Raw genomic sequence first — 18,665 nt, 5'->3', positions numbered from 1 at the left:
CCATGTCAGCGCGTCCCCTAACGATTGCCCTGGTCGCCGGAGAAACCTCCGGCGATATTCTTGGTGCAGGTCTCATCCGTGCGTTAAAAGCGCGCCATCCTGATGCGCGCTTTGTTGGCGTGGCCGGTCCGCTGATGCAGGCCGAAGGCTGCGAAGCCTGGTATGAGATGGAAGAGCTGGCGGTGATGGGCATCGTCGAAGTGCTGGGACGCCTGCGGCGTCTGCTGAAAATTCGTCGTGACCTGACACAGCGCTTCACCGAACTCAAGCCGGATGTGTTCGTGGGCATTGATGCGCCGGATTTCAACATCACGCTGGAAGGTCGCCTCAAGCGCGCGGGCATTCGCACCATTCATTACGTCAGCCCTTCGGTTTGGGCATGGCGTCAAAAGCGCGTTTTCAAAATCGGCCGCAACACCAATCTGGTGCTGGCATTCCTGCCGTTTGAAAAAGCGTTTTACGATCGCTTTAACGTGCCGTGCCGCTTTATCGGCCACACCATGGCTGATGCGATGCCGCTGCAGCCCGATAAGCTGGCGGCGCGCCGCGAGTTAGGCATTGCTGACGAGGCGATTTGCCTTGGCTTGTTGCCGGGCAGTCGCGTTGCCGAAGTGGAAATGCTCAGCGCCGATTTCCTGCGCGCCGCGCAGCTGTTGCGTCAGCGCTATCCCACGCTGGAAATCGTGGTGCCGCTGGTGAACGCCAAACGCCGCGCGCAGTTTGAGCAGATCAAAGCGCAAGTTGCGCCAGAACTGCCGATGCATTTGCTGGATGGCAAAGGCCGTCAGGCGATGCTGGCCAGCGATGCCGCTATTCTTGCGTCTGGCACCGCCGCGCTGGAGTGCATGCTGGCGAAATGCCCGATGGTGGTCGGTTATCGCATGAAGCCGTCTACTTTTTGGCTGGCAAAACGTCTGGTAAAAACGCCGTACGTTTCCCTGCCAAATCTGCTGGCCGGTCGCGAGCTGGTGAAAGAATTGCTGCAGGACGAATGCCAGCCCGACGCGCTCGCCGCGGCGCTGGAGCCGTTGCTGCACGCGGGCCCGGAGCGCGAAGCGCTACTGAAAACCTTCACCGAACTGCATCAACAGATTCGCTGGAATGCCGATGAGCAGGCGGCGGATGCGGTACTGGAGATTATCAATGGCTGAATTTATCTATCCCAACGCGCAGCGGATTGCTGGCGTTGATGAAGTAGGGCGCGGCCCGCTGGTTGGCGCCGTGGTCACGGCGGCGGTGATCCTCGATCCCGCCAACCCGATTGCCGGACTGGCCGACTCGAAAAAGCTCTCCGAGAAGCGTCGTCTGGCGCTGTATGACGAGATCAAAGAAAAGGCGCTGGCCTGGAGCCTTGGTCGTGCCGAGCCAGAGGAGATCGATCAGCTCAATATTCTGCACGCTACTATGCTGGCGATGCAGCGCGCGGTCGCGGGTTTGCACATTGTACCGGACTTCGTACTGATCGATGGTAACCGTTGCCCGGCGCTGCCGATGCCCTCGCAGGCGGTGGTGAAGGGTGATAGCCTGGTGCAAGCGATCAGTGCCGCCTCGATCATCGCCAAAGTCACGCGCGATCGTGAAATGGCCGAACTGGATCTGCTGTTCCCGCAATATGGCTTTGCGCAACACAAAGGCTATCCAACCGCGCTGCACATGGAAAAGCTGACGCAGCACGGCGCCACACCTCATCATCGTCGCAGCTTTGCGCCGGTGCGTAACGCCTTGATTGATGCCGATGTGCTGGCAGCCCGCCAGCCAACTACGCTTTAATAGCCTGACGCTGTTTTAACCGGAAACTGATATGGCTGAACCTCGTTTTATACATCTGCGCGTCCACAGTGATTACTCCATGGTTGATGGTCTGGCGAAAACCGGACCCTTAGTCAAGAAGGCGGCTGCGCTGGGCATGCCGGCGATTGCCATTACCGATTACATCAACCTGTGCGGGCTGGTGCGTTTTTACGGTAGCGCACACGGCGCGGGGATCAAGCCGATTATTGGTGCTGACTTCCAGGTTGCCAGCGAATTGATGGGCGATGAGCTGACACAGTTAACGCTGCTGGCGGCCAATAACACCGGTTATCAAAACCTGACCTTGCTGATTTCACGTGCATATCAGCGCGGTTACGGCATTGCGGGCCCAATCATCGATCGCGACTGGCTGCTGGAGCTGGGCGAAGGCCTGATTCTGCTGTCTGGCGGACGTCGCGGCGACGTGGGCCGCAGTCTGCTGCGCGGCAATAGCGCAATGGTGGCGCAGTGTTTAAGCTTTTATCAGGAACACTTCCCGAATCGTTATTACCTGGAATTGATGCGCACCGGTCGCGCCGATGAAGAAGCGTATCTGCATGCCGCCGTCGAGCTGGCGGTGGCCGAAGGCATTCCCGTCGTTGCCACCAACGAAGTGTGCTTCCTGAATGAAGAAGATTTTGATGCGCATGAAATCCGCGTCGCAATTCATGACGGCTATACGCTGGACGATCCCAAGCGTCCACGCAACTACAGTCCTCAGCAATATATGCGCAGTGAAGAGGAGATGTGCGAGCTGTTCTCGGACATTCCGGAAGCGCTGGAAAATAGCGTAGAGATTGCTAAGCGCTGTAACGTGACGGTGCGCCTCGGCGAATATTTCCTGCCGCAGTTCCCCACCGGTGACATGAGCACTGAAGACTTCCTCGTGGCGAAGTCACGTGAAGGCCTGGAAGAGCGTATGGAATTCCTCTTCCCGGATCCGGCGGTGCGCGCAGAAAAACGCGTGGAATATGATGAACGTCTGGAGATTGAACTCACTGTTATCAACCAGATGGGCTTCCCGGGCTACTTCCTGATCGTGATGGAGTTTATTCAGTGGTCGAAGGACAACGGCATTCCCGTCGGCCCAGGCCGCGGTTCGGGTGCCGGTTCATTGGTGGCGTATGCGCTGAAAATCACCGATATCGATCCGCTGGAGTTTGACCTGCTGTTCGAACGTTTCCTGAACCCGGAACGTGTTTCGATGCCTGACTTTGACGTTGACTTCTGCATGGAGAAGCGCGATCAGGTGATCGATCACGTGGCCGATATGTATGGACGCGATGCGGTATCGCAGATCATCACCTTCGGTACCATGGCGGCGAAAGCGGTCATCCGCGATGTGGGACGCGTACTCGGCCATCCGTACGGTTTTGTTGATCGTATCTCGAAACTGATCCCGCCGGATCCGGGCATGACGCTGGAGAAAGCCTTCCTGGCTGAACCGCAGCTGCCGGAGATCTACGAGGCTGATGAAGAGGTGAAAGCGCTGATCGACATGGCGCGCAAACTGGAAGGTGTCACGCGTAACGCCGGTAAACACGCCGGTGGTGTGGTGATTTCGCCGACCAAAATCACCGATTTTGCGCCGCTGTACTGCGATGAAAACGGGCAATTCCCGGTTACCCAGTTTGATAAGAATGACGTGGAATATGCCGGGCTGGTGAAGTTTGACTTCCTTGGCCTGCGTACGCTTACCATCATCGACTGGGCGCTGAAGATGATTAACCCGCGCCGTGAAAAGCAGGGTTTGCCACCGATTGATATCGCCGCCATTCCGCTGGATGACAAGAAAAGCTTTGATATGCTGCAGCGCTCGGAAACCACGGCGGTGTTCCAGCTTGAATCGCGCGGCATGAAAGATCTGATCAAACGTCTGAAGCCTGACTGCTTCGAAGATATGATCGCACTGGTTGCGCTATTCCGTCCGGGACCGCTGCAATCGGGCATGGTAGATAACTTCATTGACCGTAAGCACGGTCGCGAAGAGATCTCTTATCCGGATATTCAGTGGCAGCACGAAACCCTGAAGCCGGTGCTGGAGCCGACCTACGGCATCATTCTGTATCAGGAACAGGTGATGCAGATTGCGCAGGTGCTGTCTGGCTACACGCTGGGCGGTGCGGACATGCTGCGTCGTGCGATGGGTAAAAAGAAACCCGAAGAGATGGCGAAGCAGCGTTCGGTGTTCCGGGACGGCGCGGAGAAGATGGGCGTCGACGGTGAGCTGTCGATGAAAATCTTCGATCTGGTAGAAAAATTTGCCGGTTATGGCTTTAACAAGTCGCACTCCGCCGCTTACGCGCTGGTTTCTTATCAAACGCTGTGGCTGAAAGCGCACTATCCGGCAGAGTTCATGGCGGCCGTAATGACCGCTGATATGGATAACACCGAGAAAGTGGTTGGCCTGGTCGACGAATGCTGGCGCATGGGCCTCAAAGTGTTGCCGCCAGACATCAACTCCGGTTTGTATCCGTTCCACGTCAATGACGAAGGCGAGATCGTTTACGGCATCGGCGCGATCAAAGGCGTGGGTGAGGGCCCGATCGAAGCGATCATTGATGCGCGTAATGAAGGCGGCTACTTCAAAGAGTTGTTTGATCTCTGTGCGCGCACCGACACCAAAAAGATCAACCGTCGCGTAATGGAAAAACTGATCATGTCGGGCGCATTCGATCGTCTCGGCCCGCATCGCGCGGCTTTGATGAGTGCACTCGGCGATGCATTAAAAGCGGCCGATCAGCATGCTAAAGCCGAAGCCATCGGCCAGGCCGATATGTTTGGCGTGCTGGCCGAAGAGCCAGAGCAGGTAGAGAAATCCTACGCCAGCATCACGCCGTGGCCGGAACAAATTCAACTGGATGGCGAACGTGAGACTTTGGGTCTCTATCTTACCGGCCATCCGATTAACCAGTATTTGAAAGAAATCGAGCGTTACGTCGGCGGCATGCGGCTGAAAGACATGCATCCGACAGATCGTGGTAAAGTAACCGTCGCGGCGGGGCTGGTGATTGCCGCCCGTGTGATGGTCACTAAACGCGGCAACCGAATTGGTATTTGTACCATTGACGATCGTTCTGGTCGTCTTGAAGTGATGTTATTTACCGATGCGTTAGATAAATACCAGCAGTTGCTGGAGAAGGACCGTATCCTGATCGTCAGTGGACAGGTCAGCTTTGATGACTTTAGCGGTGGCCTTAAAATGACCGCTCGAGAAGTGATGGACATCGACGAAGCGCGGGAAAAATACGCGCGCGGACTTGCTATCTCGCTGACGGACAGGCAAATTGATGACCAGCTTTTAAACCGTCTCCGCCAGTCTCTGGAGCCTCATCGTTCCGGGACCATTCCGGTGCATCTCTACTATCAGAGAGCCGATGCGCGAGCGAAGCTACGCTTTGGTGCAGCGTGGCGTATTTCGCCCAGCGATCGTTTACTCAACGATTTGCGGTCGTTAGTAGGATCGGAGCAGGTGGAACTGGAGTTTGACTAAAACAGGAACATTATGAGTCTTAATTACCTGGATTTTGAACAGCCAATCGCAGAGCTTGAAGCGAAAATCGACTCGTTAAAATCGATTGGCCGTTCGGATGAGAAACACGATATTAATTTGGATGAGGAAGTGCAGCGTTTACGCGAAAAAAGCGTTGAGCTGACCCGTAAAATCTTCTCCGATTTAGGCGCATGGCAAGTGGCGCAACTCGCGCGTCATCCGCTGCGTCCTTATACACTGGACTATATCCGCAACGCGTTTGATGATTTCGACGAACTGGCTGGCGATCGTGCTTATGCCGATGATAAAGCGATTGTCGGCGGTATTGCCCGTCTTGACGGTCGTCCAGTGATGATCATTGGTCATCAGAAAGGTCGCGAAACCAAAGAGAAAATTCGTCGTAACTTCGGTATGCCGGCACCAGAAGGCTATCGCAAAGCGCTGCGTCTGATGGAAATGGCTGAACGCTTTAAGATGCCGCTGATCACCTTCATCGATACGCCGGGAGCTTATCCGGGCGTGGGTGCAGAAGAGCGCGGTCAGTCAGAAGCGATCGCACGCAACCTGCGTGAAATGTCTGGCCTGAAAATTCCGGTGATTTGTACCGTAATCGGCGAAGGCGGTTCCGGTGGTGCGCTCGCAATCGGCGTGGGCGACAAAGTCAATATGCTGCAATACAGCACCTATTCGGTGATTTCACCGGAAGGTTGTGCGTCGATCCTGTGGAAAAGCGCCGACAAAGCTCCGCTGGCTGCCGAAGCGATGGGTATCACAGCTGAGCGTCTGAAAGAGCTGAAGCTGATCGATTCCATCATTCCTGAGCCGCTGGGCGGCGCGCATCGTCAGCCGGTAGATATGGCGGCTTCTCTTAAGCAGCAACTGCTGGCCGATCTGGCCGATCTCGATGTGCTGAGCACCGAAGAGTTGCTCAACCGTCGCTATCAGCGCCTGATGAACTACGGCTACGCTTGATACATCAGAGCTAAGCAAGAAGCGGACCCCGGTCCGCTTTTTTTATGTCGAACGAACACCATTCTGATCAGCCATCCATGGCTACCTGGTTCGACGATTTCGCTGTGACTCCGGTGCAAGTTCCAGAAAAGACCAGCCCGATCGCAAAGAATAACTGCATCCATGCAGATCGGCCTCGCCATCCATGGCTCGGACGCTTTGCTCTTCGGGCTGGTCTTTCCTGTCCCCTTTGGCTTGATCGTGGCTTTTCTGGTGCATTAGCATTCGGTTGCAATCACTCAACAGCAGAGCATTCCAGGTTTATCCACGCGCGCTTTTCGCTATCCTTATTCAGTGCCACAACACCACAGGAGGTGAGCATTGAATATTATTGCGATCATGGGACCGCACGGCGCTTTCTACAAAGATGAGCCTATTCGCGAACTGGATGCTGCCCTCAAGCTGCAAGGCTTCCAAACCGTTTACCCCAATAATGCCAGCGACCTGCTGAAGTTGATTGAACACAATCCGCGTATCTGCGGTGTGATTTTTGACTGGGACGATTACAGTCTGGCGCTGTGTAGCGAGATCAATCAGCTTAATGAATATCTGCCGCTGTATGCCTTCATCAACACCCATTCGCAGATGGATGTCAGCATCAACGAGATGCGCATGGCGCTGCACTTCTTCGAGTATGCCCTGAGCGCTGCCGATGACATCGCGCTGCATATTCGTCAGTACACCGATGAGTACATCGATAACATCACGCCGCCGCTAACTAAAGCGTTGTTCACCTACGTCAAAGAGGGCAAATACACCTTCTGCACGCCGGGTCACATGGGCGGCAGCGCTTTCCAGAAAAGCCCGGTGGGCAGCCTGTTTTATGACTTCTTTGGCTCGAACACCTTAAAAGCGGATGTCTCGATCTCGGTCACGGAATTGGGTTCATTGCTCGATCACACCGGCCCGCATCTGGAAGCGGAGGAGTACGTTGCGCGCACCTTTGGCGCTGAGCAAAGCTACATGGTGACTAACGGCACCTCGACCTCGAATAAAATCGTCGGCATGTATGCGGCGCCTGCGGGTAGCACGGTGCTGATTGACCGCAACTGCCATAAATCGCTGACCCATTTGCTGATGATGAGCGACATCATCCCAATCTGGCTGAAACCGACGCGCAACGCACTGGGCATTCTGGGCGGCATTCCGCAGCGCGAGTTTACGCGTGACAACATCCAGCAAAAGGTCAACGCCACGCCGCGCGCTAGCTGGCCGGTGCATGCGGTGATCACCAACTCAACCTACGATGGCCTGCTGTACAACACGCAGTTCATCAAACAGACGCTGGATGTGCCATCGATCCACTTTGATTCTGCGTGGGTGCCGTACACCAATTTCCATCCGATCTATGCCGGTAAAAGCGGCATGAGCGGCGATCGTATTCCCGGCAAAGTGATTTATGAAACGCAATCGACGCACAAACTGTTAGCGGCGTTCTCGCAGGCTTCGCTGATTCACATCAAAGGCGATTACGACGAGCACACCTTCAACGAAGCCTACATGATGCACACCACCACCTCGCCGAGCTACGCGATTGTCTCGTCGATTGAAACCGCGGCGGCGATGCTGCGCGGCAATCCGGGTAAGCGACTGATCAACCGCTCGGTTGAACGTGCGCTGCATTTCCGTCGTGAGATTCAACGCTTGCGGGAAGAGTCTGACGGCTGGTTCTTTGATATCTGGCAGCCGGAGCAGGTCGATCAAGCCGAATGCTGGCCGATCCAGCCGGGCGAGGAGGATTGGCACGGTTTCACCCATGCCGATCGCGATCATATGTATCTCGATCCGATCAAAGTCACCATTCTGACGCCGGGCATGAGCGAGCTCGGTAACATGGCGGAAGAGGGCATTCCAGCCGCGCTGGTGGCGAAGTTCCTCGATCAGCGCGGCATCGTGGTGGAGAAAACCGGGCCATACAATCTGCTGTTCCTGTTCAGCATCGGCATCGATAAAACCAAAGCGATGAGCGTGCTGCGTGGGCTGACGGAGTTTAAGCGTGCATACGATCTCAACCTGCGCGTGAAAAACATGCTGCCGGATCTCTACGCTGAAGATCCCGACTTCTACCGCAACATGCGCATTCAAACGCTGGCGCAGGGTATTCATCAGTTGATCCTGCAACATGATCTGCCGCGCCTGATGTTGAAAGCATTCGACGTGCTGCCGGAGATGAAAATGACGCCGCATCAGGCGTTTCAGCGCCAGGTAAAAGGTCAGGTGGAAACGGTGGATATTCGCGAGCTGGTGGGGCGCATTTCCGCCAACATGATTCTGCCGTATCCGCCTGGCGTGCCGGTGGTGATGCCGGGCGAGATGATCACCGAAGAGAGCCGTTCAGTGCTCGATTTTCTGCTGATGCTCTGCACCATCGGCCGGCACTATCCCGGCTTCGAGACCGACATTCACGGTGCGACGTTGACGGACGATGGGCGTTATCTGGTGCGCGTATTGCGTGAAGATGACGAAGGCTAACTTAGGACAATCACCTCTTTTCATCGCCGCATTTGCCACGTAGGGTAAGCGGCTTGTGTGAAAACCGGAGTCGCTATGCTGCAGATTAAACAGATCCATCACATCGCCATTATTGCCACCGATTATCAGCGCAGTAAGGCGTTTTATTGTGATGTGCTGGGCTTTGAATTGTTGGGTGAATATTACCGCGCCGAGCGTGACTCGTGGAAAGGCGATCTTGGCCTGAATGGGGTTTATACCATTGAGCTGTTCTCTTTCCCCTCGCCGCCGCCACGCGTTAGTGGACCGGAAGCCTGCGGCCTGCGTCATCTGGCGTTTTGCGTTGACGATGTTGAGCAGTCCATAGCGGCGCTGGCGGAGAAGGGCGTGACGTGTGAGCCGATTCGTATCGATGCGTTAACCGGTAAAGCCTGCACCTTCTTCCCCGATCCGGATGGTTTGCCGCTGGAGCTGTATCAGGCGTAAACTAGCGTCCGCCGCGAGCCGCAATTCGGTGGCTCGCCCGGACGGAACGCGCTCATGTCTTTATCTCATCTTGCTTCGCTGCTGACACCCGACGCTGGCTATGTGCTGGCGTTCAGCGGCGGACTTGATTCCACCGTGCTACTGCATCAATTGGTCTGCTGGCAACGTCAGCAGCCAGCGCTACGCGTGCGCGCGTTACACGTCCATCATGGTCTTAGCCCGAATGCCGATAGCTGGGCGCTGCATTGCCAGCAAGTTTGCCAGCAGTGGCAGATTCCCTGTGAAGTGCTGCATGTGCAGGTTGATGGCCGCGCCAACGGCATTGAAGCGGCTGCCCGCGAAGCACGCTATCAGGCGCTGTTTCAGCATCTGCAACCCGGTGAACACTTACTTACCGCTCAGCACCTCGACGATCAGGCGGAAACGCTGCTGCTGGCGTTAAAACGCGGCAGCGGACCGGCGGGTTTGGCCGCGATGCCGCTGCAGCGCAGCGTGGGTGAACATCGGCATCTGCGTCCGTTGCTCGACGTTAGCCGTCAGCAGCTGGAAAACTATGCTGCCGAGCATCAACTGCGCTGGATTGAAGATGAAAGCAACGCCGATAGCCGCTATGACCGCAACTTCCTGCGTCAGCAGATTCTGCCGCAGCTGCAGGCGCGCTGGCCGCACTTCAGTGCCGCCAGTGCACGCAGCGCCGCGCTCTGTGGCGAGCAGGAGCAACTGCTCGACGAGTTGCTGGCGGAACAGCTGGCGCAGCTTAGCGATGCACAGGGCGCGCTGCACTTCCCGCCGTTAATGAACATGAGCGAAGCGCGGCGTCATGCGCTGTTACGCCGTTGGATTGCTCAACAGGGCGGCGCGATGCCTTCGCGCGAGGCATTAAAACGTATCACCGATGAAGTCATCAACAGCCGTGAAGATGCCAAACCTTGTTTGCGTTTCGGCGCTTTTGAGCTGCGCCGCTATCGCCAGCAACTCTATTGGTTACCGCCGCAGCCTTCACTTAGTCAGCACTTGCTAACCTGGCAAGACCGCACGCAGCCGCTTAATTTACCCGCCGGTTTAGGTTCGCTGCACGCGAATGCGTGGATTGCCGAGCTGCGCCAGCCTGCAGCGGATGAAGCGATCACGATCCGCTTCCAGGCGCAGGGTTATTATCATATACAGGGGCGCGCAGGTGGCCGCGAGATGAAGAAGCTGTGGCAAGAGCTGGGCGTTGCGCCCTGGCAGCGCGAACGTATTCCGTTGATTTATTTTAACCAGACGTTAATTAGCGCGCCGGGGCTGTTTATTACCCGCGAAGGCGCAGCCAGCAACGAGCAAGGCTGGCAGGCGATCTGGTCACCACAACAATAAAATGGAGAGCAATGATGAAACTTTTGACGGCCGCGGCGTTATTCGCTGCGGCGCTGCCGGCGTTGGCCGATGGCGATGTGAATGCGGGTGCGCAAAAAGCGGCAAGCTGTATGGCGTGTCACGGTGCGGAGGGCAAAAGCGCGGTGCCGCTCTATCCCAATCTGGCCGGGCAACATGCGCCTTATCTGCTGCATTCACTGCAAGCCTATAAAAAAGGCGAGCGGAGCGGCGGCCAGGCGGAAGTGATGAAAGCGTTTGTAGCGGGATTGAGCGATCAGGATATGGCAGATTTATCGGCGTATTACAGTTCGTTAAAACCTTAAGCGAGGTGGGCGGGATGTGATTCCCGCCCGAGAGAGGTTTTACTCGTCTTCGCTGACGACGACGGTGCCCAGCTCAGGATGTGTGAAGCTGGCGATGTGGTCGAGCCGCACTTCGCGGGTCTCGCCTGAAAGATCGACGGCAAGGTACTCGACGTTTTTACGTGAGACCATGTCCACGGCTTTGGCCTTGAGCTGATCGCCGTTTTTTAACTCTAACGACAGCGTCCAGTGTTTTTGGCAGGCGAGTTCAAGGTTGTCGTAATCATCGCAGTTGATGGGTTTGTAGGCTTCATTCGTCAACATAGTCGCTCACCAATAAGTTTGCAGCGGCATACGCTGCTTGTTCCCTGAGAGAAGAGTTTAGCGCAGAATCAGCGGCAATATCGTTGAGAGCCTTCAACGCACAACCTATGGCGTCTGGCACATACCCAAGGTCGCCGCTACCAATTTCGGCATACTTCTGGCGAACTAACTCACAATACTTTTGCACATACACCTCCTCAGCAGAGTTGATACTCTGGATGATAGGCGACTATATCACAGGAATTTCATCGAAATCAGCCCGGTCGTCACGGGAATGATGCAAGCAAATGGGCAAAAGTGACATTTCGCGCTGGTCTTATGCATTCAGCGTGCGCACAAAAGGTTAAGTTGATGAACAGGTTATTACGCGACGCAACGTCGAGCCAAACGGTAGGTGACAGATGATTGTGCTGTCTCGATCGCTTTCACTTGCAGATAATGAAGTGGAACTCAGTGCCATCCGTGCGCAAGGTGCCGGTGGCCAGCATGTGAATAAAACGTCGACGGCGATTCACCTGCGATTTGATATTCATGCCTCATCGCTGCCGCCGTTTTATAAAGAGCGGCTGCTGGCGGCGAGCCATCATTTGATTACCGCGGAAGGCGTGGTGATCATCAAAGCACAGGAACATCGCAGCCAGGAAATGAATCGGGAAGCGGCCGTGCAGCGGCTGATAAATCTGATTCGGGAGTTAACCACGGTGGAAAAAGTGCGGCGTGCGACCAAACCGACGCACGGCTCTAAAGTGAGGCGGCTGGAAGGTAAAACGCGGCGCAGTAACGTGAAGGCGATGCGCGGAAAGGTGCAATAAAAAACGCCTCCGGCTGGAGGCGTTTTAGCGTTACTTGTTGAGTGCTTTCACCAGGAAGTCGACGATGTCATGTTGCTTAATCATCTGCTTCTCGCTGGCGGTACGCGCCTTGTACTCAATCTCTTCGTTATCGAGATTACGATCGCCAATTACGATGGTGTGCGGCACGCCAATCAGCTCCATATCCGCGAACATCACGCCTGGACGCTCTTTACGGTCATCCAGAATCACGTCAATGCCTTTGGCACGCAGCGTGTTGTACAGCTCTTCAGCCAACTGCTGCACACGGAAAGATTTGTGCATATTCATTGGCAGAATGGCCACTTCAAACGGTGCCAATGCCGCAGGCCAGATGATGCCACGTTCGTCGTTGTTCTGCTCAATTGCCGCCGCCACAACGCGCGTAATACCGATGCCGTAACAGCCCATGGTCATCACCTGGTTACGACCATCTTCGCCCTGAACCGCTGCTTTCATCGCTTCGGAGTACTTGGTACCCAGCTGGAAGATGTGGCCCACTTCGATACCGCGTTTAATCAGCAGCGTACCTTTGCCGTCTGGGCTTGGATCGCCTTCCACCACGTTACGGATATCTTCCACGCGCGGTTCTGGCAGATCGCGGCCCCAGTTGATGCCGCTCAGGTGTTTGCCATCAATGTTGGCACCCGCGCAGAAGTCAGCTGTTTTTGCCACGGTACGATCGGCGATCACTGGCATGGTCAAACCGACCGGGCCGAGCGAGCCTGGACCGGCACCCAGCAGCGCGCGAATCTGTTCTTCGCTCGCCATCTCCAGCGGTTCAGCGACGATATCCAGCTTCTCAGCTTTAATTTCGTTCAGCTGATGATCGCCGCGCAGCAGCAGGGCAACCAGCGTGTGGCCGCTCTCTTCGGTGGCTTTGACGAACAGCGTCTTAACGGTTTTCTCAATCGGCAACTGATGTTGCTCAACCAGCTCGGCGATAGTTTTGGCGTTTGGCGTATCGAACTGCGTCATGGCTTCTGTGGCCTGCGGACGCTCGCCAGCCGGCGCTAAGGCTTCGGCTTTCTCAATGTTGGCCGCGTAATCAGATTCGCTGGAGAAGATCACGTCATCTTCACCGCTCAGCGCCAGCACCTGGAATTCATGTGATGCGCTGCCGCCGATAGAACCGGTGTCAGCTTGTACGGCGCGGAAATCCAGGCCCATACGGCTGAAGCTCTGGCTGTAGGCGCGGTACATCGCGTCGTAGGTTTCCTGCAGCGATTCCTGCGTGGTGTGGAACGAGTAAGCATCTTTCATGATGAACTCGCGTGAACGCATCACACCAAAACGCGGGCGCACTTCATCGCGGAATTTGGTCTGGATCTGATACAGATTGAGCGGCAGCTGTTTATAAGAGCTCAGCTCGTTGCGGATCAAATCGGTGACCACTTCTTCGTGGGTTGGACCCAGCACGAAGGGACGTTCGTGACGATCTTTAATGCGCAGCAGTTCCGGGCCGTATTGCTCCCAACGGCCGCTCTCTTCCCACAGATCGGCAGGCTGAACCACCGGCATGGAGATCTCAATCGCACCGGCGTTGTTCATCTCTTCACGCACGATGTTTTCAACTTTTCGCAGCACGCGAATCCCGGTCGGCAACCAGGTGTAGAGACCGGAAGCCAGTTTGCGGATCATGCCGGCGCGCAGCATCAGCTGGTGGCTGATCACTTCTGCATCGGAAGGTGTCTCCTTCAGAGTGGAGAGCAGATATTGAGTAGTACGCATTGATTACGATTCCAGTTATACGGAAGGAAACTGACAAAATTTTTCTGGCGGCTAGTGTACCAGCGAGATCAATCACTCAAAAGCGGGTTTTAACGGGGATCGAGGGCGATCACCTCGGTTCCTGCCTCATCAATGCGCCAGCGCACGTTAAAGTCGAGTAGCCAGGCGGCATATTCACGATCTTCCGTCTCACCTTTACGGTAAGCCGGGCGCGGATCCTGTGCCAGCACTTCGCTAATGAAACGCGCTAGCTGCGGATGGGTTTTCTGCTGCAGCTGAAGCTGGCTCTGCGCCAGCGGCGAAAAGCGCACCGGCATGGTGGCATCAGGCGCCGCCTGCGCAAACCCGGCGCGCGCATCAGGCAGCGCTTCGGCGAACGGCAGATAAGGTTTGATATCCACCACCGGCGTGCCATCGACTAAATCGAGGCTGCCGAGCTGCAAGATCACCTGCTGCTTCTCGCAGCGAATGCCTTTTAACTCAACCAGCGACATACCGATAGGATTGGGGCGGAAGGTTGAACGGGTGGCGAACACGCCCATACGCGCATTGCCACCGAGGCGCGGTGGACGCACGGTCGGACGCCAGCCACCTTCCATCGTTTGGTGGAACACAAACAGCACCCACAAATGACTAAACGCTTCCAGCCCGCGTACCGCTTCCGGCTGATTGTAAGGTGGTAGCAGATGCAGCTCGCCGCCGCCATCCTGCACCAGACCGGGCTGGCGCGGGACGGCAAACTTCTCTTTCCACGGCGAACGAATTACGCCGATTTGCGCAAAGGCAAACTCACTCATTGATTTGATACTTTCAGTGCGGAGCCCTGGCAAATGGCCTGGCGATAGCATCCCGGCGTGCTGGTGACAATTTCGCACTTATGCAGCAGGACGGCGTTGGCTTTCATGCCGGCTGCGCGAATCTGCAGGCGCTTGCGCGCGGTGTTGATGTTAGGAGGCGAATCCTGGCTGCTGCTCTGGCAATCTTCAGCAGAGACTTCGCCCAAATCGCGGAACGGGTTGCTGACCAGATCGGTCGCATCGGTGTAGATCTTCACCGGCGCGGGACGTGGAGTCGGTTTGCGTTGTGGCTCGCTGGATGCCTGTTGCGGACGAGAAGGAGCACTGCTTATCGGGTGATATTCACGCACACACCCGGTTAGCATCAATGCTAACAAGCAGAGCGGTAAAAAACGCATAGCAACATCCTCAAGTAATAAAAAAGTGGCGTTATTGAAACAAGGACGACAATAAATAACAAGTCAGGTGCAATTTATGGCAAAAGAAAGGGCGGCCGAAGCCGCCCTGCAAGGCATGAAAGGTGAACATTACCAGCCTTTCACTGCGCCGCCGTTGAAGATCTTGTTGGCCGCTTCAGACACTTCGTCTGATTGGTAAGCCTGCACAAACTTCTTCACGTTCTCAGCGTCTTTGTTGTCTTCACGGCTAACAATCAGGTTCACGTAAGGTGAATCTTTGTCTTCCACGAAGATGCCATCTTTCGCTGGCGTCAGACCAATCTGGCTGGCGTACGTGGTGTTGATCACCGCCAGTGCGATCTGCTGATCGTCAAGTGAACGTGGCAGCTGCGGCGCTTCCAGCTCAACGATCTTCAGCTTTTTCGGGTTCTCAATGATATCCAGTGAGGTTGGCAGCAGGCCAACGCCATCTTTCAGTTTGATCAGGCCGACCTTCTGCAGCAGCAACAGTGAACGTCCCAGGTTGGTTGGGTCGTTCGGGATAGCAACCTGTGAACCGTCCTGCAGTTCATCCAGTGATTTGATTTTCTTCGAGTAGCCGGCGATTGGGTAAACGAAGGTGTTCGCTACGATGGCCAGCTTGTAACCGCGATCTTTGATCTGCTGATCCAGATACGGCTTATGCTGGAAGGCGTTAACGTCAATATCACCTTTGCTCAGCGCTTCGTTTGGCAGCACGTAATCGTTAAAGGTCACCAGCTCAACATCGAGGCCATATTTCTCTTTCGCCACTTTAACTGCAGTTTCAGCAACCTGCTGTTCAGCGCCGACAATCACACCCACTTTAATGTGGTTTGGATCTTTTGCTTTCTGATCGCATCCTGCCAGCGCAATTGCGCCAATCAGAGCACCCACAGCGGCAATCTTTTTAAATGTAAAAGACATATCCTTTCCTTAATAGAGGACTATTGATGTTGCTTGCTTACTTATGGGACACAGCACGTACAATGCGGTCGCCACAGAATTGGATTAAATAGACCAGCACAACCAGCAAAACCAGCACGGTGTTCATTACGGTGGCGTTATAGCCAATGTAACCGTATTGATAGCCAATCTGGCCCAAACCGCCTGCGCCAACCGCTCCGCCCATTGCGGAGTAGCCAACCAGCGTAATCAGGGTAATTGTAGCGGCATTCACCAGACCTGGCAGCGCTTCCGGCAGCAGGACTTTACGCACGATCTGCAGCGGCGTGGCGCCCATGGCGCGAGATGCTTCGATCAATCCGGTTGGCAGTTCCAGCAGGGCGTTTTCCACCATACGTGCAATAAACGGCGCGGCGCCGACGGTTAGCGGCACAATCGCGGCTTGCAGGCCAATCGAGGTGCCGACTATGGCGCGGGTGAACGGAATCATCCATACCAGCAGGATAATGAACGGAATCGAACGGAAGATATTCACCAGCGCGGACAGCACGCGATAAAGCGCGTTGTTGGCCAGAATCTGGCCGGGACGCGTCACATACAGCAGCACGCCAATCGGAAGACCGAGGACAAAACCAAAGAAACCAGAGACGAAGGTCATCATCAGCGTTTCCCAGACGCCACGCGTCAGTAACCACATCATCGCTTCAGACATAACCCAACACCTCTACTTTCACATGATTTTCTTTCAGCCAGGCAATCGCGGCTTGTGTATCTGTTTCACTGCCATCCATCTCAGCCAGCATGATGCCGAACTTCACGCCGCCGGCGTAATCCATCTGCGCACTGATGATGTTGTTATTAACGTTAAAGCGTCGAGCCGATTCTGACAGTAGCGGAGCATCCACCGATTTGCCGGTGAACTCCAGACGAAGCAGCGGCACGCTATCAGCTGTTGGCTGTGGCGCCATGCGTTGCTGGTAGTCGTCGGGGATATCCAGATGCAGCGTCGATTGAATAAATTGTTGCGCCAGCGGCGTTTTCGGATGCGAAAACACTTCGCTCACGCTGTCTTTTTCAATTAACTCACCATTGCTGATCACCGCAACCTGATCGCAGATGCGTTTCACCACATCCATTTCATGGGTGATCAATAGAATGGTAATGCCCAGACGACGGTTAATGTCCTTAAGCAGCTCCAGAATCGAACGCGTGGTTGCAGGATCCAGTGCGCTGGTAGCTTCATCACACAGCAGCACCTTAGGATTGCTCGCCAGTGCGCGGGCAATCGCAACACGCTGCTTTTGTCCGCCAGAGAGATTCGCTGGCCAGCTATCATGCTTGTCTGATAATCCCACCAGATCCAGCAATTCGCTAACGCGCTTCTTTATCTGTTCGCGCGAAAGATTGCCTAACTCTAATGGCAGCGCCACGTTACCGGAGACGGTGCGGGAGTTCATCAGATTAAAGTGCTGGAAAATCATGCCAATCTGGCGGCGTGCCAGCGTCAATTGGCCAGAAGAAAGGGTGGTTAATTCCTGGCCATCAACCAGCACGCGTCCGGAGGTTGGGCGCTCTAGCAGATTGACGCAGCGAATCAGGGTACTTTTACCGGCTCCAGAGGAACCGATGACGCCATAGATCTGTCCAGCAGGCACGTGCAGGCTGACGTTGGACAGCGCCTGAATGGTGCGTGAGCCTTGCTGGAATACTTTGGTGATATTTTCGAGTTTAATCATTAGCTTATTTATTATCGTGTTGCATAGTCCGTGGTGTATCGGGCTTCACTCAGCAGGGCTGTGCGAAATTTGGATGGATGTTAAGGCATCCAGACGGCTAAATCAATGGAAGTCATTCAAACTGCCATTCTCTCGCTATACGCAATCATGCGATACTTAGCGACACATTTTCAGCAGGAGTTTCTACGTGGCGAACAAAGTCCCGGCTATTTTTCTTGATCGTGATGGCACATTGAATGTTGATCACGGCTATGTTCATGAAATCGATAATTTCGAATTCATTGATGGCACCATCGAAGCGCTACAGGCGTTAAAGAAGATGGGCTATGCGCTGGTACTGGTGACTAACCAGTCGGGCATTGCGCGTGGCATGTTTACCGAAGACCAGTTTATGCAACTCACAGAATGGATGGATTGGTCGCTGGCCGATCGTGATGTTGATTTGGATGGCATCTATTTCTGTCCGCATTTGCCAGATGCCACGGTAGAAGCGTATCGCCAGCAGTGTGATTGCCGTAAGCCGCAGCCGGGCATGTTGCTCTCCGCGCAGCAGCATCTGGATATCGATATGGCTTCTTCTTATATGGTAGGCGACAAATTAGAAGATATGCAGGCGGCGTTAGCAGCGGGGGTGGGTACCAAAGTGCTGGTGCGTAGTGGCAAGCCGGTAACGGCAGAAGGGGAAGCAGTGGCGGATTGGGTGATTAACAGTCTGGCAGAGCTGCCAGCACGCATCAAAAAGGCCTGAAAACGGGTCTTTTGCGCAAATTTCAAGCGAACAGCAAAAAACTTGAAATTTGCACTTGTCAGCTCCGAATAACTCCCTATAATGCGCCACCACTGAGACGGCAAAGCGGCAACGCAGACGGCTCAGCAGGGAGTGAAGAAATTCATCCCGCCGGATGAAGACGCTGAAAAAAGTGTTTGACTCCGAAGGAGAGTAGCGTAGTATACGCCACCTCGCGACAGACGGTTCAGCCGCTGTTCGCAACGCTCTTTAACAATTTATCAGACAATCTGTGTGGGCACTCGCAG

18 protein-coding genes are annotated in these 18,665 nt (G+C 55.0%); 10 read left to right on the top strand and 8 right to left on the bottom strand.

Translation table 11 applies throughout. The features are described 5' to 3' along the window. The first annotated feature begins 2 nt into the window (after nt 1-2). The 8 genes from lpxB (at nt 3) to K5Y33_RS14300 (ending at nt 10,911) form a co-directional block, all read left to right on the top strand. Nucleotides 3-1,151, top strand: coding sequence for a lipid-A-disaccharide synthase (gene lpxB / locus K5Y33_RS14335; RefSeq protein WP_222234361.1), 1,149 nt, complete (start codon nt 3-5; stop codon nt 1,149-1,151). After that, a complete protein-coding gene (gene rnhB, locus K5Y33_RS14330; RefSeq protein WP_192235647.1) occupies nt 1,144-1,770 on the top strand; it encodes a ribonuclease HII in 627 nt (208 codons plus the stop codon). The genes lpxB and rnhB overlap by 8 nt, the downstream gene beginning before the upstream one ends. 31 nt (nt 1,771-1,801) lie before the next feature. Beyond that, entirely contained in the window at nt 1,802-5,284 is a 3,483-nt protein-coding gene (dnaE, locus tag K5Y33_RS14325) for a DNA polymerase III subunit alpha (protein ID WP_101762039.1), read from the top strand. Nucleotides 5,285-5,296: 12 nt separating this feature from the next. Further along, nucleotides 5,297-6,256 (top strand): acetyl-CoA carboxylase carboxyl transferase subunit alpha, encoded by a 960-nt coding sequence (gene accA / locus K5Y33_RS14320; RefSeq protein ID WP_101762038.1) that lies wholly within the window; start codon nt 5,297-5,299, stop codon nt 6,254-6,256. Between the two features lie 360 nt (nt 6,257-6,616). Then, on the top strand, nt 6,617-8,767 hold the full coding sequence (locus K5Y33_RS14315; protein WP_222234360.1) for a lysine decarboxylase LdcC: 2,151 nt from the start codon (nt 6,617-6,619) through the stop codon (nt 8,765-8,767). 75 nt (nt 8,768-8,842) lie between these two features. Further along, nucleotides 8,843-9,232, top strand: coding sequence for a VOC family protein (locus K5Y33_RS14310; protein WP_210080834.1), 390 nt, complete (start codon nt 8,843-8,845; stop codon nt 9,230-9,232). A gap of 54 nt (nt 9,233-9,286) precedes the next feature. Continuing rightward, nucleotides 9,287-10,588, top strand: a complete 1,302-nt coding sequence (gene tilS / locus K5Y33_RS14305; protein ID WP_222234359.1) for a tRNA lysidine(34) synthetase TilS — start codon at nt 9,287-9,289, stop codon at nt 10,586-10,588. Nucleotides 10,589-10,602: 14 nt separating this feature from the next. Further along, the gene (locus K5Y33_RS14300) at nt 10,603-10,911 is read left to right on the top strand and encodes a cytochrome c (RefSeq protein ID WP_217549331.1); all 309 of its coding nucleotides are present in this window, start codon (nt 10,603-10,605) and stop codon (nt 10,909-10,911) included. A gap of 39 nt (nt 10,912-10,950) precedes the next feature. Here the strand turns inward: K5Y33_RS14300 and rof are convergent, their stop codons facing one another. Both rof and K5Y33_RS14290 read right to left on the bottom strand, forming a co-directional pair. Further along, a complete protein-coding gene (rof, locus tag K5Y33_RS14295; protein WP_101762034.1) occupies nt 10,951-11,214 on the bottom strand; it encodes a Rho-binding antiterminator in 264 nt (87 codons plus the stop codon). Continuing rightward, complete coding sequence (locus tag K5Y33_RS14290) at nt 11,201-11,401, bottom strand: YaeP family protein (protein ID WP_036622231.1); 201 nt, start codon at nt 11,399-11,401, stop codon at nt 11,201-11,203. Before K5Y33_RS14290 ends, rof begins: the two co-directional genes overlap by 14 nt. A 214-nt stretch (nt 11,402-11,615) precedes the next feature. Between K5Y33_RS14290 and arfB the strand changes: the two genes are divergently transcribed. Beyond that, on the top strand, nt 11,616-12,026 hold the full coding sequence (gene arfB, locus K5Y33_RS14285; protein ID WP_101762033.1) for an alternative ribosome rescue aminoacyl-tRNA hydrolase ArfB: 411 nt from the start codon (nt 11,616-11,618) through the stop codon (nt 12,024-12,026). 30 nt (nt 12,027-12,056) lie between these two features. Here arfB and proS read toward each other — a convergent pair whose 3' ends face one another. The 6 genes from proS to metN form a co-directional block, all read right to left on the bottom strand. Continuing rightward, nucleotides 12,057-13,775, bottom strand: coding sequence for a proline--tRNA ligase (proS, locus tag K5Y33_RS14280; RefSeq protein ID WP_110867580.1), 1,719 nt, complete (start codon nt 13,773-13,775; stop codon nt 12,057-12,059). 89 nt (nt 13,776-13,864) lie between these two features. Then, on the bottom strand, nt 13,865-14,572 hold the full coding sequence (gene tsaA / locus K5Y33_RS14275) for a tRNA (N6-threonylcarbamoyladenosine(37)-N6)-methyltransferase TrmO (protein WP_192235639.1): 708 nt from the start codon (nt 14,570-14,572) through the stop codon (nt 13,865-13,867). After that, on the bottom strand, nt 14,569-14,970 hold the full coding sequence (gene rcsF / locus K5Y33_RS14270; protein WP_101762030.1) for an Rcs stress response system protein RcsF: 402 nt from the start codon (nt 14,968-14,970) through the stop codon (nt 14,569-14,571). Before rcsF ends, tsaA begins: the two co-directional genes overlap by 4 nt. A gap of 129 nt (nt 14,971-15,099) precedes the next feature. After that, nucleotides 15,100-15,915 carry a MetQ/NlpA family lipoprotein gene (locus K5Y33_RS14265; RefSeq protein WP_101762029.1) on the bottom strand — a complete coding sequence of 272 codons (816 nt, stop codon included), beginning with the start codon at nt 15,913-15,915 and terminating at the stop codon, nt 15,100-15,102. Between the two features lie 37 nt (nt 15,916-15,952). Continuing rightward, nucleotides 15,953-16,606 (bottom strand): methionine ABC transporter permease MetI, encoded by a 654-nt coding sequence (locus tag K5Y33_RS14260; protein WP_101762028.1) that lies wholly within the window; start codon nt 16,604-16,606, stop codon nt 15,953-15,955. Beyond that, a complete protein-coding gene (metN, locus tag K5Y33_RS14255; protein WP_101762027.1) occupies nt 16,599-17,630 on the bottom strand; it encodes a methionine ABC transporter ATP-binding protein MetN in 1,032 nt (343 codons plus the stop codon). The genes K5Y33_RS14260 and metN overlap by 8 nt, the downstream gene beginning before the upstream one ends. A gap of 187 nt (nt 17,631-17,817) precedes the next feature. Here metN and gmhB point away from each other — a divergent pair, with 187 nt between their 5' ends. Next, nucleotides 17,818-18,378, top strand: a complete 561-nt coding sequence (gene gmhB / locus K5Y33_RS14250) for a D-glycero-beta-D-manno-heptose 1,7-bisphosphate 7-phosphatase (protein ID WP_110867583.1) — start codon at nt 17,818-17,820, stop codon at nt 18,376-18,378. Nucleotides 18,379-18,665: the final 287 nt, after the last annotated feature.

It is taken from the genome of Pantoea sp. DY-17 (assembly GCF_019795975.1).
Classification (GTDB): domain Bacteria; phylum Pseudomonadota; class Gammaproteobacteria; order Enterobacterales; family Enterobacteriaceae; genus Pantoea; species Pantoea leporis.
The sequence above is the reverse complement of the archived record's forward strand: the minus strand, read 5'-3'. Positions and strand labels throughout refer to the sequence as shown.

What these genes read in the sequence shown, in the direction of transcription:
- lpxB (WP_222234361.1), top strand. Translation starts at nt 3, where the DNA reads ATGTCAGCGCGTCCCCTAACGATTGCCCTGGTCGCCGGAGAAACCTCC.
- rnhB (WP_192235647.1), top strand. Translation starts at nt 1,144, where the DNA reads ATGGCTGAATTTATCTATCCCAACGCGCAGCGGATTGCTGGCGTTGAT.
- dnaE (WP_101762039.1), top strand. Translation starts at nt 1,802, where the DNA reads ATGGCTGAACCTCGTTTTATACATCTGCGCGTCCACAGTGATTACTCC.
- accA (WP_101762038.1), top strand. Translation starts at nt 5,297, where the DNA reads ATGAGTCTTAATTACCTGGATTTTGAACAGCCAATCGCAGAGCTTGAA.
- K5Y33_RS14310 (WP_210080834.1), top strand. Translation starts at nt 8,843, where the DNA reads ATGCTGCAGATTAAACAGATCCATCACATCGCCATTATTGCCACCGAT.
- tilS (WP_222234359.1), top strand. Translation starts at nt 9,287, where the DNA reads ATGTCTTTATCTCATCTTGCTTCGCTGCTGACACCCGACGCTGGCTAT.
- K5Y33_RS14300 (WP_217549331.1), top strand. Translation starts at nt 10,603, where the DNA reads ATGAAACTTTTGACGGCCGCGGCGTTATTCGCTGCGGCGCTGCCGGCG.
- rof (WP_101762034.1), bottom strand. Translation starts at nt 11,214, where the DNA reads ATGTTGACGAATGAAGCCTACAAACCCATCAACTGCGATGATTACGAC.
- arfB (WP_101762033.1), top strand. Translation starts at nt 11,616, where the DNA reads ATGATTGTGCTGTCTCGATCGCTTTCACTTGCAGATAATGAAGTGGAA.
- proS (WP_110867580.1), bottom strand. Translation starts at nt 13,775, where the DNA reads ATGCGTACTACTCAATATCTGCTCTCCACTCTGAAGGAGACACCTTCC.
- tsaA (WP_192235639.1), bottom strand. Translation starts at nt 14,572, where the DNA reads ATGAGTGAGTTTGCCTTTGCGCAAATCGGCGTAATTCGTTCGCCGTGG.
- rcsF (WP_101762030.1), bottom strand. Translation starts at nt 14,970, where the DNA reads ATGCGTTTTTTACCGCTCTGCTTGTTAGCATTGATGCTAACCGGGTGT.
- K5Y33_RS14265 (WP_101762029.1), bottom strand. Translation starts at nt 15,915, where the DNA reads ATGTCTTTTACATTTAAAAAGATTGCCGCTGTGGGTGCTCTGATTGGC.
- K5Y33_RS14260 (WP_101762028.1), bottom strand. Translation starts at nt 16,606, where the DNA reads ATGTCTGAAGCGATGATGTGGTTACTGACGCGTGGCGTCTGGGAAACG.
- metN (WP_101762027.1), bottom strand. Translation starts at nt 17,630, where the DNA reads ATGATTAAACTCGAAAATATCACCAAAGTATTCCAGCAAGGCTCACGC.